Raw genomic sequence first — 15,285 nt, 5'->3', positions numbered from 1 at the left:
CCTCACGCGGCCAGCGCCGCACCATACGCGCGCACGAGGCGCGCCACGCCTTCCCGGATCGCGTCGACATCGGGCGCGGCAAACGACAGCCGCAGCGATGCCGCGTCGACGTTGTCCGCGAAAAACGCCTTGCCCGGCACGAAGACGACCTTGTTCGCGATCGCCTGCTGCAGCAGCACGTCCGACGACACCGCGCCGATGCGCGCCCACACGAACATCCCGCCTTCGGGACGATGGAACGTGATCGCGTCGCCGAGACCGTCGCGCAGCGCGTCGCACATCGCGTCGCACTTGCGCTGGTAGGCCGCCGTGATGCGCGGCAGATGGCGTTCGAGTGCGCCGTCGGCGAGATACTCGGCGGCGGTGGCTTGCGTCCACGGCGTGCTGCACAGGTCGACCGTCTGCTTCGCGATCACGCAGCGCCGCGCGATTTCGGCCGGCGCGATCGTCCAGCCCACGCGCAGCCCCGGCGCGACGATTTTCGACAGGCTCGCGAAATGCACGATCCAGTCGCGCGCGCCTTCGACGTCGTTCGCGAGTGCAAGCATCGACGGCACCGGTTCACCCGCGAAACGCAGGTCGCCGTAGGGATCGTCCTCGACGATCAGGAAACGGTATTGCACCGCGAGGCGCAGCAACTTCAGCCGGCGTTCGCGCGTGAGCGTCGCGCCGGTCGGGTTCGCGAAGGTCGGGACCGTGTAGAGCAGCTTCGGCTGCGCGATCGCGCCGGACGCGAGTTGCGACGCGAGGCGCTCGACGTCGAGCCCTTCGCCGTCGACGGGGATCGTGACGATGCGCGCCTGTTGCAGACGCATCGCCGACAGGGTCGCCGGGTACGCCGGCTGTTCGGTCAGCACGACGTCGCCGGGGCCGACCATCACGCGCAATAGCAGATCGAGGCCCTGTTGCGAGCCGGTCGTGACGAGCAGTTCGGCGGGCGTGCACGTCACGTTGCGGCGCGCCATCAATGCGATCAGTTGCTGCTTCAGTTCGGCGAGGCCGTCGGTCGGGCCGTATTGCAGGCAGCGGACCGGCTGCGCGTACGCGCGTTCGGCGGCGGCGTTCAGGCCGTCGACGTCGAACAGGTCGCTGGCCGGGTAACCGCCGGCGAACGAAATCATCCCCGGCTCGGAGAGGTATTTGAACAGCTCGCGGATCGGCGAACCGGCAGGATTCTGGAATGAAGGCGTGAACGCGTACATGTCGTCGTGAGCTGGATGGCAGCGACGGCCGGGATAGCCGACAGGTGCCGCCCGCCAAGGCGCTTCTGGCGCCAACGGCGGGAATTCGAGCCACGATTGTCGATAGTCATTAACGCTGCGGCAAACGATATCTATGCACTAGGTCTTGCGGTTTGGTCATCAAATGGGCGGCGCTCGCCGCTTCTCGGGAGGTCGGCAGACTCCCCCGGTTTCCGGTTGTCGGCGGCTCGGTGACCCGACATCACCCGCCTTTCCCGCGCTCTCCAAGCAATTCCGAGCGCCCGATCACTTCTCTTCCATTGTCGGCCTTGTCCGCGTCCGAGAAACCGGCGGCATCAATTACCGGTGTGAGCGCCCTCAGTGCCGTCTGCGGTTTGGCACTCCGTAGCGACGCCATCCCTTCGTTCCACGCATGCAGCATCTGCTTTGCCACCCAGTGCCACCGCGTGTCGTTTTTTGCCGCTTCGGCGACTGCCTTCCCGGTGGACACGGCCGAATCGCAGATCGCCTCGACCATCTCGCGATATTGCTTCGGCGGGATGCCGAGCCGGGTGTTGAAGAAGCGCTCCAGCGTCTTTCCCGGCGCCCATGTCTTGCGACCGTCGATGCTCAGCGCGGGCGGATTGTTCGCAAAGCGCGGGTAAGCCTCCGTGGTGACGATGTCATAGGCGGGGGTGTAGAGGACATCATCGATGCCCGAGTACAGGAGAGCGATGTTCTTGGCATGGCAGTCTGCGTTGCGCACCACATGGTTGGTGATGATCAGCCAGCCTAGCTGTTCGGCCTGCCGCCTCCAATTTGCAGCGTGGACGTATGGTTTCGTTGCGTTGACAACCTGTTCCATTGACGGACGGTACTTCTCGTGCGGAGGCAGGCCAAGCAGGCTGCACGCGTCTTCCACGCCATATGCCGGTTTGCCTTGCTCGTCCACGTCGAAACGATCGACGACGAGCACGCGACCATCGTCCGACATCGTGGTATTCGCGACGCGGGCGACGCCCAGCCTTGCCAGCACCTGCATCGAATAATGTTCGTTGAAGCCCAGATACGGCGTTTGCTCATCGGAGCCTTTGATGATGTGCCTGCTCGTGCGCAGTGTCTGCTTGCCAACAGGCGTCTGCAACGATGAGGATTCAGGTGCCAGGAACTTGGGCACGGCTCCGGAAATCGCCGCGCGAGCGTAGTACCGCACCAGTTCTGCGAAGTGATCGGTCGTCATGTCCTCGTGCAGCAGGCGCTTGAGATCGACCGGTTCGAGCTCGCCGCCTGGTGAGCCTCCTTCGGGTGAGACGGTCACGCGGCCAATGCCCGAGCTTCCGATAACAGCCAGTAGCGAAAGGTCCGTTCCGTCCAGATAAGGACCGAACTGCTCACGAATCACCTGAAGGAGAAAACCTTCCGGCAAGTTCTGGCGAAAGAAGGGATGCAAGTCGCGAGGCCACACCCATGCATTTTCGCGAACGGGCATCGTCAAGCCGACAAAGTTGTCGGCAGTCGCATCGTCGGTGTAGCGCAACGCATAATCATCCGCCTGACGATTGAGATGAGCGACAAGCTTGCCTTTGACATAGACGTTAAGGCGCATTTCGTCAGTCCTCGGTCTTGCGCTGTTCGGCCAGAACATCGTCCAGCGTGCGCTGATGTCCGCGCCGAACCATGCGCAGATCGTAGCCGGCTGCCTCAAGCAGGCGCACCAGCGCGGATACGCTCATGTCGCCTCGTGCAAGCGTTTCCATACGAGCAAGCGTCGTACGGGCGATGCCGGCGCGCTCCGCGAGTTCTCTCTGGGAAAGCCCCACCGCGCTGCGCGCTTCTTTCAGCATCTCTCCGACATCGGACAATGTGGTCATTTGTAGCCCCGGGGCATCAAAAATGAGTGAACCTGGCTTAATTGTAGCCCCAGAGGCACAAGTTGCCATCTGCGATTTTGTATCCCCAGGGATACAAAAACTGATAAAACAGGCACCGATGTAGCCCAAGGGCTACATGGATTGGCTAACCGCGGTCGATATCGACAAACGATATCCATCGATCACGGTCTTGTGGTTCGATCATCGATCGAGGGACGTGATGCGGCCGTGCCGCGCGGATGAATAGAGTACGTTGGAGGGTTTCGACGGGTACGTGTTGGCGCTTCACGGAGGCTCGCAGCCGCAGTTGTCACAGGTGACTACAGGTGTGCCGCTACATGCGTTGATGGCCACACGGAAGCCCCAAGATGCGCGCAATCCGAGGCATCTTCCGTCATCGAGCCCTCGCCACGAAACTCCCCATCAGCGGCACACAATATCGACCGCCAGGATCTCGTACCCCGGATCGGCGTTCTCGCTCGCCGCCTTTTTCGCTTCTTCATACGAAAGAAAGGACATCGCTTCTTCGATCTCCGGTGCCATGCCGATATCGCCGTCCTCGCCGGTACAGAGGAACTGAAGCCCGGTCTTCACGACATAGATGGTCGTCATGTCTCCCTCCATGGTGTGCATGGGGAACTTCCAGTCTAGCCTCCACGCTCCCTTATTCAACTCCGGCAACGCCGCGCGGCAGCCTGCCGGGCGGCCAGCGCCCCTCGCCCCGCCCCCGATTACCTAGGTAATTGACACGTATGGACCTACGTAATTGGCGTCCCTACGATGTTTTCGACGCGAACCGAACCACACCTACGAAGAGGACCCGACCATGACCACCCAGGACGTCGATACCAGCACGCTACGACGCGTGATCGCCGCAGCCTCGATCGGCAATTTCGTCGAGTGGTTCGATTTCGCCGCATACGGCTTTCTCGCCACCATCCTGACGCGCGAATTCTTTCCGAGCGGCGACCCCACGGTCGGCCTCCTGAAGACCTTCGCCGTCTTCGCGGTGGCCTTCGCATTCCGCCCGCTGGGCGGCCTGGTCTTCGGCGTCATCGGCGACCGGATCGGCCGCAAGCGCACGCTTGCGCTGACGATCCTGATGATGGCCGGCTCGACCACATTGATCGGCCTGCTCCCGACCTACGCGAGCATCGGCTACTGGGCCCCGTTGCTGCTCACGATCATCCGCTGCGTCCAGGGGTTCTCGGCAGGCGGCGAATACGCCGGCGCATGCGCGTACGTGATGGAACACGCACCGCGCCGCCGCCGCGCGTTCTTCGGCAGCTTCGTGCCGGTGTCGACCTTCTCGTCGTTCGCCTGCGCGGCCGTGGTCGCCTATCTGCTCGAATCGTCATTGTCGTCGCAGGCGATGGTCGAATGGGGCTGGCGCGTGCCGTTCCTGATCGCGGCACCGGTCGGCCTCATCGGCGTGTACCTGCGCGTCAACCTGAATGAAACGCCCGCGTTCCAGGCGCTCGAAGGCAAGCACGACATCGCGCATGCGCCGCTGATGGAAACGCTGCGTTCGCAGTCGCTGAATATCCTGAAGCTCGGCGCGTTCGTGTCCGTGACGGCGCTGTCGTTCTACACGTTCACGACGTATTTCGCGACCTACCTTCAAGTGGCCGGGCACCTGTCTCGCGGCACGTCGCTCCTGGTGACGGTGCTCGCCCTCTTCTTCGCCGCGGCCCTGTGCCCGGTCGCAGGCTTCTTCTCCGATCTCGTCGGCCGCCGCGCGACGATCGCCACGACCGGCCTCTTCATCATCGTGTCGGTTTATCCGGCGTTCTCGCTGGGCGGCTCGGGCGTGCTGTCGCAATCGCTGGCCGGCGTCGCGCTGCTTGCGATCGGCGCGGTCTTCTCGGGCGTCGTGACGGCACCGCTGATGTCGGAAGTGTTCGCGACGAAAACGCGCTATACCGCATCGGCGATCACGTACAACCTCGCGTACACGATCTTCGGCGGTACCGCACCGCTCGTCGCCACGTGGCTGATCTCGGCGACGGGGACCAACCTGTCGCCCGCTTATTACCTGATCGCCGTGTCGATCCTGGCGATGATCGGCGGCCTGTCCCTGCCGGAAACGTCGAAGACGGCGCTCGAAGATGCAGGTCCGGCAACCGCGAGAACCGGCCAGTCCGCCAAGCGCGGCGTCGAAGGCGCGGTTTGAGTACACGCCCCGCTCGTGCAAACGGAGCCGACTAAACCAACGCATGGAGAAACACCATGACGAGCCTTCACGACACCAGCATCATCATCGACGGCCTGAACATCTCCCGCTTCGAGCGATCGGTGTTCGAAGACATGCGCAAGGGCGGCGTCACGGCCGTCAACTGCACGGTCTCCGTGTGGGAAGACTTCCAGAAGACGATCGACAACATCGCGGAGATGAAGCAGCAGATCCGCGAATACAGTGAAATCCTCACGCTGGTGCGCACGACGGACGACATCCTGCGCGCGAAGCGGGAGAACAAGACCGGCATCATCCTCGGCTTCCAGAACTCATATGCGTTCGAGGACAACCTCGGCTATATCGAGGTGTTCAAGGAGCTCGGCGTGAATGTGGTGCAGCTCTGCTACAACACGCAGAACCTCGTCGGCACGGGTTCCTATGAACCGGATGGCGGGTTGTCCGGCTACGGCCGCGAAGTGATCCAGGAGATGAACCGCGTCGGCATCATGGTGGATCTCTCGCACGTCGGCGCGAAAACCTCGTCCGACGCGATCGCCTGTTCGAAGAAGCCGGTCACCTACTCGCACTGTTGCCCGTCCGCGCTGAAGGAACATCCGCGCAACAAGACGGACGAGCAACTGCGCGAGATCGCGGAAGCGAACGGCTTCGTGGGCGTCACGATGTTCATGCCGTTCCTGCGACGCGGCGCCGATGCAACCATCGACGATTACCTCGAAGCGATCGAATACGTGATCGACGTGATCGGCGAGGACAAGGTCGGAATCGGCACGGACTTCACGCAGGGCTACAGCACCGAGTTCTTCGACTGGATCACGCACGACAAGGGCCGCTATCGCCGCCTGACTGACTTCGGCAAGGTCGTCAATCCGGAAGGCATCCGCACGATCGGCGAATTCCCGAACCTGACGGCCGCGATGCAACGCGCCGGCTGGAGCGAGTCGCGCATCAGGAAGGTGATGGGCGAGAACTGGCTGCGGGTGTTCGGCGAAGTCTGGAACGGTTGATCGCACGACACGAACCCACCACGCACCCGCCATGCAGCCACAATTGCCGATCGACGTCGATCCGGACACCGGTGTCTGGACCACCGACGCGCTGCCGATGCTGTACGTGCCGCGCCATTTCTTCACGAATAATCATGTCGCCGTGGAAGAGGCGCTCGGCCGCGAAGCCTACGCGTCGATTCTCTACAAGGCCGGCTACAAGTCGGCCTATCACTGGTGCGACAAGGAGGCGAAGCAGCACGGCATCGCCGGCATGGCCGTGTTCGAACATTATCTGAAGCGGCTGTCGCAGCGCGGCTGGGGCGTGTTCAGCATTGCCGAAGCCGATCCGGCGACGTCGCACGCGCGCATCCATCTGCATCACTCGTCCTTCGTGCTGGCCCAGCCCGACAAGCACGGCAAGCTCTGCTACATGTTCGCGGGCTGGTTCGCCGGCGCAATGGACTGGGTCAACGACACCGCGCCCGACACGGCGAGCAGGGGCCCGCGTGCGCATTCGGCCGAACTCCGGTGCGCGGGCGAAGGGCACGACTGCTGCGTCTTTCACGTCGGTTGAATGTGCTGCAAGCGCTACGGCTACAATCCGACAGGAGCGAACCTGCCCGATAGCCTGGGTCCGAACACGGTTCGGAGCCGCCGACCCGATGCCGAACATGACCGACACGATGCCAAGCCTCGACTACGAAGATCTCTTCAGGCATCTTCCCGTCGCCGCGATCGTGGCGAAAGAGCGCATCATGATCGACTGCAACGAGAAGGCGCTGCAATTGTTCAGGGCGACCCGCGACGACATCATCGACCAGTCGTTCGCGAAGCTGTATCCGCAGCAGAAGGACTTCGCGACGACCGGCCGTCGCCTCGCGCCGCTGCTCGCGAAGCGTGCGGGGTTCAGCGACGATCGCATCATGCGCCGCGTCGACGGCAGCCATTTCTGGGTCACCGTGTGCGGCTTCGGCTACAACCCGAAGCGGCCTTTCGAGCTGGCCGTCTGGACCTTCACCGACCTGTCGGGCGACGCGAAGCATCCCGACGTCGCCAGCACGTTGACCGATCGCGAGCGCGACGTCGCGGCATTCCTGGTTCACGGGCTCACCAGCAAGGAAATCGGCAAGGAGCTGAACATCAGCCCGCGCACGGTCGATATTCATCGTGCGAGCTTGTTGAGGAAGTACGAGGTGCGCACAACGCACGATCTGATCGCTTGCTTGCTGGCGTGAAGCGCACGTGCCGGAACGACGCCTCCGGCCTCCCGCTCAGACAAAAAAAAGCCCGGCAAAGCCGGGCCAATCAGATTGAGACACAAGGAGAATCCCGCCCACCACACACCGGGCGGTCACGCCGCGCTACACGACGTTCTTTTCGACGATCGGCCGGTTTTCGAGCACACGCTCCCAGCCGAGCGACGACAGGTCGAGCGATTCATATCGCCCGCCCAGGATCAGTTCACTCACCCCACGCCCGGTTGCGGGCCCTTGCTGCAGCCCGTGCCCGCTATACCCGTTCGCGAACACGACGTTGGCGAGCTCGGGGTGATACCCGATGATCGCGTTGTGATCGAACACGTTGTACTCGTAGTACCCGGACCAGCAATTCTCCACGCGCAGCGCTTCGAACTCCGGCACGCGATTCGCGAGCGTCGGCCAGATCACCTCGTCGAATAGGTCGTGATCGACCTCGTCGAGCGGCAGGTCGTCCGGGTCGCGATCGGGGCTCGGCGACGTCCCGCAGATATACGTGCGCCCTTCCGGCCGGAAATACACACCGGTCGGATCGATCAGCAGCGGGCAATCGGTGAGCTTCGCCGGCGACGACACGTTGAAGATGCTGCGACGCCGCGCGTACACGGGAATGTCGATGCCCATCATCGACGACAGCGTGCGCGTCCACGCACCGGCCGCGTTGACGAGCGTGTCGCATGCGTAGCGCTCGCCGTCGTTCGTCACCACGTGCGTGATCTTGCGACCATCGCGCACGACGCCGGTCACATCGGCCGGCACATACCGCGCGCCGAGCGCCTGCGCCTTCTTGCGCAGCGCCTGCACGAGCCCGTAACCGTCGAACCACCCTTCGCCGCTCGCGCCATAGGCGCCCGACACGAGATCGTCGACGTTCAGCCAGGGAAACTTCGCGCGCAGCGCGTCGCGATCCATCAACCGGATATCGGCACCGAGCTGCGTCTGCAGCGCATGGTTCTCGCGCAGCGTCGCGTCACCAGCCGGCGTCGCGAGAAACAGGTAGCCGCCTTCATGCAGATCGATCGACGGCCGCGTGCCGTCGACCTCGAGCCGCTCGCCGATCGTGCGCAGGAAGTCGATCCCGAACAGCGACATCTCGATCGACAGCGGCGTCGAGAACTGCTGGCGAATCGACGCGGCCGACAGCGCCGACGACGATTTCGCATAGGTGGGATCGCGTTCGATGACGGTGACGGACACCGTCGGATCGGTAGCACGCAGGAAATAGGCGATCGAGCTGCCGATCACACCACCGCCGACGATGACGACTTGAGAACTCACGACTGACTCCAGTTGCACGTGAAAGGCGCGGCCGGCCGGCCGCGCCCGAAGGTTGTTCGTGCCGCGTCGCGCGCGGCGCCGTGCGCGGCGGACCGTGACCACCCGGCGAATCGCCCCGACATGCGCCGCGATCGCATCCGATCGCTCTGGCTATTTCAGCACGTCCGGGCGCGCCGCGAAAGTCCGCGCGCGTTCGGGTAATTCGGGTACTCAGTCCGCCGTTTGCGTGGTGACGGGCTGCCACGCGGCGTTCTTCACTTCATACAGCGTCGAGCTCGGGTTCTTCAGGTCGCCCGTGTTCGTGAACGCGATCGTGCCGGTGATGCCGTCGTAGCGCGTGCCCTTCAGCGCGCCGTTGAAATCGGCCGGCTTCGTCGAGTTCGCCTTCTGCATCGCGTTGATCGCGATCCACGTCGCGTCGTACGCGAACGGCGCATACGCGAGCATGTCGACGCCGTACTTCTGCTTGAATTTCGTTTCGAACTGCTTGCCCTTCGCGAGACGCGACAGCGGCTGCCCGTATTCCCACACGGACGCGCCTTCGGCCGCATTGCCCGCGAGCTTGATGAAGTTCGCGTTCATCACGCCGCCGCCGGCCAGGAACTGCGCGCGGATGCCGAGCTGGCGCATGCGCTTGACCAGCATCGCCGACTGCGCGTCGAGGCCGCCGAAGAACACCAGGTCGGCATTCGTGCTCTTGATCTTCGTGAGCTGCGCGCTGAAGTCGACGGCCTTGTCGTTCGTGAATTCGCGCGCGACGATCGTGCCGCCGTTCGCCTTCGCGGCCTTCTCGAATTCGTCGGCTTCGCCCTGGCCGAACGCGGTGCGGTCGTCGATGATCGCGATGCGCTTCGCCTTGGTCACGCTCGCCGCATACGCACCGGCATTGCCGGCGTTCTGCGCGTCGGTCGCGATCACGCGGTACACGGTGCCGAGACCGGCGCGCGTGATGTCGGGATTGGTGGCCGACGGCGTGATCATCGGAATGCCGGCCTTCGCGTAGATCTTCGACGCGGGCAGCGTCGTGCCCGAATTGAAGTGGCCGACCACGACGGCCACCTGCGCGTCGGTCAGCTGCTGCGCGGCCTGCACGCCGATGCGCGGATCGCTCTGGTCGTCCTGCGACGCGACGACGAATTTCACCGGCTTGCCGCCGATCGTCGGGTGCGCGGCGTTCGCCTCGTCGACGGCCATGCGCACGCCGTTCTCGATGTCCTTGCCATACGCGGCGCCGCCGCCGGTCAGCGGCACGGCCACGCCGACCTTGACGACGGTTTCCTGCGCATGGGCCGCGCCCGTCTGGAACGCGAGAATCGCGGCGGTCAATGCAATGCCGGAAAGCGAACGAATGCGGAACGTCATCGGCCAATCCTTCTTCTGTGGGTCGGGATGCGACGCGCGACCATCGCGCGCCGGCGACCTCCCGCGTGCCGGTGAATTTTTTTGTCGCCGGGGCGGCGCCGATGGCGCATCGCCTGCCGGTCGATCACCGCGGTTCCGTCTCCGGGGAACCTGTCAGCGCGAAAGAGGTGAACCGATTGTGGGTAGCCAATACGCGTGCAGCAAACGAAATATCGGAACTATGTTGTGAGGAATTGTCATCAAGTGCCCGTGCCACCGATCCGCGGCCCGTGCGACGGCGGCCTGGAAGCAAACGCATCGAGCGGGATGCGCGCACGTACCGTTGCCCCAAGGCCGCGTCGGGTCATGCCGATGGAGAATCATCGCCGTGCCACACGGCGGCAACGCAGCGCACATCGCGCGATTCGATCAATGACGCCCGGTGCCGCTCAATGCCGGTCGGTACCCGTCTGCTTGCGCTCCGCATCGGCCGCCTCGCCGGCCTGCTCCTGACGCTTGCCGGCCTGCTGCTCCGCCACGCCTTCCGCTTCCGTCTCGCGGTCGCCCGTCACCTTGCCGAGCGCTTCCTTGACCGAACCCTTCACCTGTTTGAGCTTGCCTTCGATGCGATTCCTGTCCATGGTCGTCTCCTGCGATGAGTTGGGGAGAGAGACGACGGCACGGCAGCCCGCGCCGCACCGCCGAGTGGACAGGATCGCAGCCGCGCGCCGCGCGCGGCAGATGCGGATGCACCAGCCTGCATGGTGCATTCGCACCGATGGCCCGACGGCCGGCGTCAGTTCTTGCCGTTCTTGTCGGCAGCTTTCTCGCCTCGCGCACCGTTCGCGTCGGACGTGCCGACAATCCCGCGCTCGCGCGCCCACACGATCGCCTCCCCGCGGCTATGCACGTCGAGCTTCGCGTAGATCGTCGCGACGTGATTGCGGACCGTGTTCGGCGCGAGCCCGAGACGGCCGGCGATCTCCTTGTCGGCGAGGCCGTGACACAGCAGGTCGAACACGTCGCGCTCGCGCGCGGTGAGGTCCGACAACTGCGCGCCCGCGTCCGGCGCATTCGCGCGCCGCACGTTCGCCAGTTTTTCGATCAGCGTGCGGCTGAACCACGACGCATCCTGCATCGCGGTCTCGATCGCATAGACGAGTTCCATCTCGGTGCGCTTGCGATCGCTGATGTCGAGCAGCGCGATCAGCAGGCAATCCTGCCCGTGAATCGCGACCGGCTCGGCCGACACGACGCAATCGCGCACGTCGCCGTCGCGCGTCCGGATCTGCACATCTGCGTTGCGCACGTTGCCGTCGCGCGCGAGTTGCGTGTCGATGCACTGCCGTGCGCCGCGTTCGGCCCACAGGCCGATCTCGTCCGCGGACTTGCCGAGCAGGTCGTCGCGCGCATGGCCGGCCATCCCGACGAACGCGTCGTTCACGTCGAGCAGCACGAAACCGTCGGCCGTGACGATCGCGGTCGCGACCGGCGCCATCCGGAACGCCTTCGCGAAGCGCTCCTCGCTCTGCCGCAGCGCGAGCTCGGCCTGCTTGCGCGGCTCGAGATCCATGAACGTGAACAGCATGCATGGCTCGCCGTTCATGTCGATCGGCTGCCCGGCGACCACCACCGCCTTCGTGCCGCCGTCCGCGCGCTTGAGCACGGCCTCCATCTGCGGGATCGTCGCGCCCTCGCCCAGCCGCTCGATCGCGAGTTCGCGCCGCTCGGCCTGTTCGAGCACGTCGAGTTCGTAGACGGAGCGGCCGAGCACGTCGTCGCGCGCATGGCCCGTCATCTCGAGGAAGCCTTGATTGACCTTCACGTAGCGCAGGTCGTCGAGCCGGCAGATCACGGCCGGCGCCGGGTTCGCGTTGAACGTGCGCTCGAAGCGGTCCTCGGCGCTCGCCCATTCGGTCGCATCGTGCAGCACGAGCGCGAGACAGTCGGGCTCGCCGGCCGCGTTCGTCAGCACGAGGCTGCGGATCCGGTGGACCCAGCTCACGTTCTCGTCGGCCGCCGATTCGACTTCGACCGTCACGTCGCTGAACTCCTCGCCCGCGATCACGCGGTCCATCGGATAGTGGCCGTCGCGCACCGGACGGTTGTTCCGGTAGCGCAGCCGGAAGCGCTCGCGATACTCGGTGACGTCCGCGCCGAGCGCGTCGAGCTCGGTCACGCCGTGCATCGCGAGCGCGGCCTCGTTCGCCCATACGATGCGCTGGTCGGGTTCGATGAGGATCACGCCCTCGGTGAGCCCCGCGATGATCTGATGCAACTGGCGCCGGTCGGTATGCGACTTGAGCACCTGTTCGTTGACTCGTTCGTCCATTGATCGGTGATCCACGTGGTCGATATTGTTGCCGGGCGGGTCGCCGCCGCGCCGATAAGCGCCGATAAGCGCCGACATGTGCGGCCGGCGCGCGCCGCGATGATCGCGTGCGGTCGACGCGGTCGAGAGGCGCGGATGCACCCTGCGCAATAGTACATTCGCATGCCGCGCCGCCTGCGTGCGCCATCCCGCCAAGCGGCGCGCGGCGCACCTCCCGCGCCTGTCGTCCCGCATCGCGCGTGTCACGACGCATTTCCCGTTCCCGCTTCCCCGTTCCGTCCCCGTGCAAACGCACTAGCCGATCCGGTGAATTTGCGCGATGCCCGCGTGCGTTCGCGCCGGTACGCTGGTACTGCATCGGCGCTCACGCGCTGCCCTTCCATACCGCAGAGGAGGACCAACTGATGAAGCTGCATCAGACACCCGATCCGACGCGGCCCGAGCCGGCTCCGGACAATCCGCCCGAACCGTCGCCCGGCACCGATCCGCCGGTGCCGCTGCCGCCCGACGTGCCGCGCCCGGACATGCCGCCGCGCGAGCCTGGCTACGACACGCCGATCGCGCGATGACGCGCGGCGCGCCTGCACCGACTCGCCCATCCATCACGTCAATCGAAGGAGCACATCCCATGAACAAGACCTCGAACCTGTCGGCGTTACTCGCCGTCAGCGCGGCGTTCCTGCTTTGCGCCGCCCCGCTCACGAACGCACAGGCATCGTCGTCCGACGAAGGCATGAAAACGGAATCGAACCAGCCCGTCACCGACACGTGGATCACGACCAAGGTGAAGAGCGAACTCGCGACCACCGAGGGCGTGAAGAGTACGCACATCAGCGTGAAGACGGTCGACGGCGTCGTCACGCTGACGGGCGTGCTGCCGTCGAGGATCGCGGTGAAGAAGGCCGTCGCCGCGACGCGCTCGATCAAGGGCGTGAAGCACGTCGACGCAGCCGGCCTGAAGGCGAAGGCCTGAGCTATCACGCGGCCGCGTGCCGCACTTTTTTCTCCCCTTATGACAGGAGCGCATCATGAACGAGGACAAGATCAAGGGTCAATGGAAGCAGCTGACCGGCAAGATGAAGGCGAAGTGGGGCAAGCTGACCGACGATGACCTGAAGGTCGCCGAAGGCAACCGCGACTACCTCTCCGGCAGGATCCAGGAGCGTTACGGGATTGCGCGCGACGAAGCCGAGAAGCAGTTGAAGGAATTCGATCGCGAGCTGTAACGCGCCGGTCGTCTCACCCCGCCGCGGCGCATCCCGCGTCGCGGCCATGAAGAGGACAACGACATGGGCAAGTATCTGATCGCCTGGCTGCTCGGCGTACCGATCGGCGTGCTGCTGCTGTTCTATCTGGTGACGCACCTGTTCTGACGATCGCGGCGCCCATTGAACGCAAACGGGCCGGTGTGAACTGACCCCACGAAGTTGGACGGTTGAAGCCTAGGCGGCCGAGGGCTGAGTTCTGTATTGCACGGGACTCAGCCCATTTAATTTGAGCTTGATGCGCTCGTGGTTGTAGTAATGGATGTACCGGCTCAATGCATCTCGCAACTGCTCCACGTTTGCAAAGCGAGTCAACCGATAGCACTCGGACTTCAGCGTGCCGAAGAAGCTCTCCATTGCTGCGTTATCGAGGCAGTTGCCTCGGCGCGACATGCTCTGGGTGAGCGCGTGCTGCATCAACAGTCGACGGTATGCGGGCATCTGATACTGCCAACCTTGATCCGAATGCAGCAACGGCCGCCCCTCATCATCGAGCTTGGCCAGTGCCTTCTTCAACATACCGCTGACCAACTGGAAGCTCGGCCGCTCATCCATTTGGTAAGCGACGATTTCCCCGTTGTACAAGTCCATCACCGGCGACAGATACAGCTTCTGGCCATCAACATTGAACTCAGTCACGTCGGTCACCCACTTCTGATTCGGGCGTTCAGCATCAAACTGGCGCCGCAGTAGATTCGGGGCAACACGGCCGACTTCGCCTCGCCAGGAGCGATATCTCTTCGGACGCACCAGAGATTTCAACTGCAGCTGTCCCATCAACCGCTGTACGGTCTTGTGGTTGATCGCATGTCCGGCCTGCCGGATCGCTGCCGTGATTCGCCGATAGCCGTAACGGCCCTTATGGTGGTCGTACACGGTTCGGATCTTCGCTTTGAGATCCGCATACCGATCGCCTGCATCCAATGCCTTGAGTTGGTAATAGAACGTGCTGCGTGCCAGACCTGCCGCCTTCAGTAGCGCGGCTACCGGATAGCACTGCCTGAGCTCACGCACTATTTGCGCTTTTTCTTGGGCGCTGCCTGCTTCTTTGATTGCAGCAGCGCATCGAGCTTTTTTAGGTACGCCACCTCCGCGCGCAAGTACACGATTTCCTTGAGTAGCTCCTCGCGGGTCGGCTCTTTCTGCGCGGCATCGTCGGTAGGCTTCGGTGGCGGTAAGGTGGTCATCTTGGGGGGACGCCCTCGGCGACGAGGCGTCAAGGCTTCTATACCGCCCTCATGATACAGGCGCTCCCAAACCGGAATGCTTCGCTCGTTGCGGACACCGAATACCGCCGCCACCTGTGCATATGACAGCTCATCGCGCCACATCTGCTGGAGAACTGATAGCTTGAATCGCGCGTCGTAATGGCCGTGTTTCTTGCTTAACCCTTCTTCGCCATGCTCACGATAGCTCGCCACCCAACGTTGGATCATCGTCCTGCCCACACCGAACCGATGCGCAAGCCTCCTGGTACCTGCCTCTCCAGTCAGATACGCCTGAACCACTCGATGCCGGAAACGTTCGTCGTACTTCGTCATGAAAAACACCCCAAAGATTGGATCTAGTCCAACTTTT

The 15,285-nt window shown here is 63.9% G+C and carries 15 protein-coding genes and 1 pseudogene; 7 read left to right on the top strand and 9 right to left on the bottom strand.

The genetic code is table 11. The features are described 5' to 3' along the window. Window positions 1–2 precede the first annotated feature (2 nt). The 4 genes from PL79_RS08050 to PL79_RS08035 all read right to left on the bottom strand — a co-directional run bounded on the left by PL79_RS08050 (window position 3) and on the right by PL79_RS08035 (window position 3,664). Complete coding sequence (locus tag PL79_RS08050) at window positions 3–1,202, bottom strand: aminotransferase-like domain-containing protein (RefSeq protein ID WP_044849016.1); 1,200 nt, start codon at window positions 1,200–1,202, stop codon at window positions 3–5. A 241-nt stretch (window positions 1,203–1,443) separates the two neighbouring features. After that, the gene (locus tag PL79_RS08045) at window positions 1,444–2,787 is read right to left on the bottom strand and encodes a type II toxin-antitoxin system HipA family toxin (protein WP_044849017.1); all 1,344 of its coding nucleotides are present in this window, start codon (window positions 2,785–2,787) and stop codon (window positions 1,444–1,446) included. 4 nt (window positions 2,788–2,791) lie between these two features. Beyond that, window positions 2,792–3,052, bottom strand: coding sequence for a helix-turn-helix domain-containing protein (locus PL79_RS08040; protein WP_044849018.1), 261 nt, complete (start codon window positions 3,050–3,052; stop codon window positions 2,792–2,794). A gap of 423 nt (window positions 3,053–3,475) precedes the next feature. Continuing rightward, a complete protein-coding gene (locus tag PL79_RS08035) occupies window positions 3,476–3,664 on the bottom strand; it encodes a hypothetical protein (protein WP_044849030.1) in 189 nt (62 codons plus the stop codon). Window positions 3,665–3,878: 214 nt separating this feature from the next. On the opposite strand from PL79_RS08035, the gene PL79_RS08030 reads away from it, so the two are divergent. From PL79_RS08030 to PL79_RS08015, 4 genes and pseudogenes are all read left to right on the top strand, one after another. Beyond that, complete coding sequence (locus tag PL79_RS08030; RefSeq protein WP_044849019.1) at window positions 3,879–5,225, top strand: MFS transporter; 1,347 nt, start codon at window positions 3,879–3,881, stop codon at window positions 5,223–5,225. 56 nt (window positions 5,226–5,281) lie between these two features. Further along, complete coding sequence (locus PL79_RS08025) at window positions 5,282–6,253, top strand: dipeptidase (protein ID WP_044849020.1); 972 nt, start codon at window positions 5,282–5,284, stop codon at window positions 6,251–6,253. Window positions 6,254–6,284: 31 nt separating this feature from the next. Further along, window positions 6,285–6,509: pseudogene (locus tag PL79_RS37145) on the top strand (DUF5943 domain-containing protein); the annotation flags it as partial. 388 nt (window positions 6,510–6,897) lie between these two features. Further along, the gene (locus PL79_RS08015) at window positions 6,898–7,470 is read left to right on the top strand and encodes a PAS and helix-turn-helix domain-containing protein (protein ID WP_052664858.1); all 573 of its coding nucleotides are present in this window, start codon (window positions 6,898–6,900) and stop codon (window positions 7,468–7,470) included. 126 nt (window positions 7,471–7,596) lie between these two features. Here the strand turns inward: PL79_RS08015 and PL79_RS08010 are convergent, their stop codons facing one another. The 4 genes from PL79_RS08010 to PL79_RS07990 all read right to left on the bottom strand — a co-directional run bounded on the left by PL79_RS08010 (window position 7,597) and on the right by PL79_RS07990 (window position 12,442). After that, window positions 7,597–8,769: an NAD(P)/FAD-dependent oxidoreductase gene (locus PL79_RS08010; RefSeq protein ID WP_044849032.1), complete on the bottom strand. Its 1,173-nt coding sequence runs from the start codon at window positions 8,767–8,769 to the stop codon at window positions 7,597–7,599. A 210-nt stretch (window positions 8,770–8,979) separates the two neighbouring features. After that, entirely contained in the window at window positions 8,980–10,131 is a 1,152-nt protein-coding gene (locus PL79_RS08005) for a branched-chain amino acid ABC transporter substrate-binding protein (protein WP_044849022.1), read from the bottom strand. 428 nt (window positions 10,132–10,559) lie between these two features. Further along, window positions 10,560–10,751, bottom strand: coding sequence for a CsbD family protein (locus PL79_RS07995; protein ID WP_044849023.1), 192 nt, complete (start codon window positions 10,749–10,751; stop codon window positions 10,560–10,562). A 155-nt stretch (window positions 10,752–10,906) separates the two neighbouring features. Continuing rightward, window positions 10,907–12,442 carry a helix-turn-helix transcriptional regulator gene (locus PL79_RS07990; protein WP_044849033.1) on the bottom strand — a complete coding sequence of 512 codons (1,536 nt, stop codon included), beginning with the start codon at window positions 12,440–12,442 and terminating at the stop codon, window positions 10,907–10,909. Between the two features lie 404 nt (window positions 12,443–12,846). Between PL79_RS07990 and PL79_RS36075 the strand changes: the two genes are divergently transcribed. The 3 genes from PL79_RS36075 to PL79_RS07980 are packed head-to-tail and all read left to right on the top strand — an operon-like array spanning window position 12,847 to window position 13,668. After that, window positions 12,847–13,011, top strand: a complete 165-nt coding sequence (locus tag PL79_RS36075; protein WP_167357956.1) for a hypothetical protein — start codon at window positions 12,847–12,849, stop codon at window positions 13,009–13,011. 59 nt (window positions 13,012–13,070) lie between these two features. Beyond that, entirely contained in the window at window positions 13,071–13,415 is a 345-nt protein-coding gene (locus PL79_RS07985; RefSeq protein ID WP_044849024.1) for a BON domain-containing protein, read from the top strand. A gap of 55 nt (window positions 13,416–13,470) precedes the next feature. Next, window positions 13,471–13,668 carry a CsbD family protein gene (locus PL79_RS07980; RefSeq protein ID WP_044849025.1) on the top strand — a complete coding sequence of 66 codons (198 nt, stop codon included), beginning with the start codon at window positions 13,471–13,473 and terminating at the stop codon, window positions 13,666–13,668. A gap of 216 nt (window positions 13,669–13,884) precedes the next feature. Here the strand turns inward: PL79_RS07980 and PL79_RS07975 are convergent. Then, window positions 13,885–15,248 (bottom strand): IS3 family transposase gene (locus PL79_RS07975; RefSeq protein WP_135801001.1). Its coding sequence is split into 2 segments (ribosomal slippage): window positions 13,885–14,786 and window positions 14,786–15,248, totalling 1,365 coding nucleotides; the frame shifts between segments, so codons are not numbered across the junction. Window positions 15,249–15,285: the final 37 nt, after the last annotated feature.

This window comes from Burkholderia sp. USMB20, from assembly GCF_000949135.2.
Taxonomy (GTDB): domain Bacteria; phylum Pseudomonadota; class Gammaproteobacteria; order Burkholderiales; family Burkholderiaceae; genus Burkholderia.
The sequence above is the reverse complement of the archived record's forward strand: the minus strand, read 5'-3'. Positions and strand labels throughout refer to the sequence as shown.

Excerpts from the sequence above, each read along its gene's own strand:
- PL79_RS08050 (WP_044849016.1), bottom strand. The coding sequence starts at position 1,202 with ATGTACGCGTTCACGCCTTCATTCCAGAATCCTGCCGGTTCGCCGATC.
- PL79_RS08045 (WP_044849017.1), bottom strand. The coding sequence starts at position 2,787 with ATGCGCCTTAACGTCTATGTCAAAGGCAAGCTTGTCGCTCATCTCAAT.
- PL79_RS08040 (WP_044849018.1), bottom strand. The coding sequence starts at position 3,052 with ATGACCACATTGTCCGATGTCGGAGAGATGCTGAAAGAAGCGCGCAGC.
- PL79_RS08035 (WP_044849030.1), bottom strand. The coding sequence starts at position 3,664 with ATGACGACCATCTATGTCGTGAAGACCGGGCTTCAGTTCCTCTGTACC.
- PL79_RS08030 (WP_044849019.1), top strand. The coding sequence starts at position 3,879 with ATGACCACCCAGGACGTCGATACCAGCACGCTACGACGCGTGATCGCC.
- PL79_RS08025 (WP_044849020.1), top strand. The coding sequence starts at position 5,282 with ATGACGAGCCTTCACGACACCAGCATCATCATCGACGGCCTGAACATC.
- PL79_RS08015 (WP_052664858.1), top strand. The coding sequence starts at position 6,898 with ATGCCGAACATGACCGACACGATGCCAAGCCTCGACTACGAAGATCTC.
- PL79_RS08005 (WP_044849022.1), bottom strand. The coding sequence starts at position 10,131 with ATGACGTTCCGCATTCGTTCGCTTTCCGGCATTGCATTGACCGCCGCG.
- PL79_RS07995 (WP_044849023.1), bottom strand. The coding sequence starts at position 10,751 with ATGGACAGGAATCGCATCGAAGGCAAGCTCAAACAGGTGAAGGGTTCG.
- PL79_RS07990 (WP_044849033.1), bottom strand. The coding sequence starts at position 12,442 with ATGGACGAACGAGTCAACGAACAGGTGCTCAAGTCGCATACCGACCGG.
- PL79_RS36075 (WP_167357956.1), top strand. The coding sequence starts at position 12,847 with ATGAAGCTGCATCAGACACCCGATCCGACGCGGCCCGAGCCGGCTCCG.
- PL79_RS07985 (WP_044849024.1), top strand. The coding sequence starts at position 13,071 with ATGAACAAGACCTCGAACCTGTCGGCGTTACTCGCCGTCAGCGCGGCG.
- PL79_RS07980 (WP_044849025.1), top strand. The coding sequence starts at position 13,471 with ATGAACGAGGACAAGATCAAGGGTCAATGGAAGCAGCTGACCGGCAAG.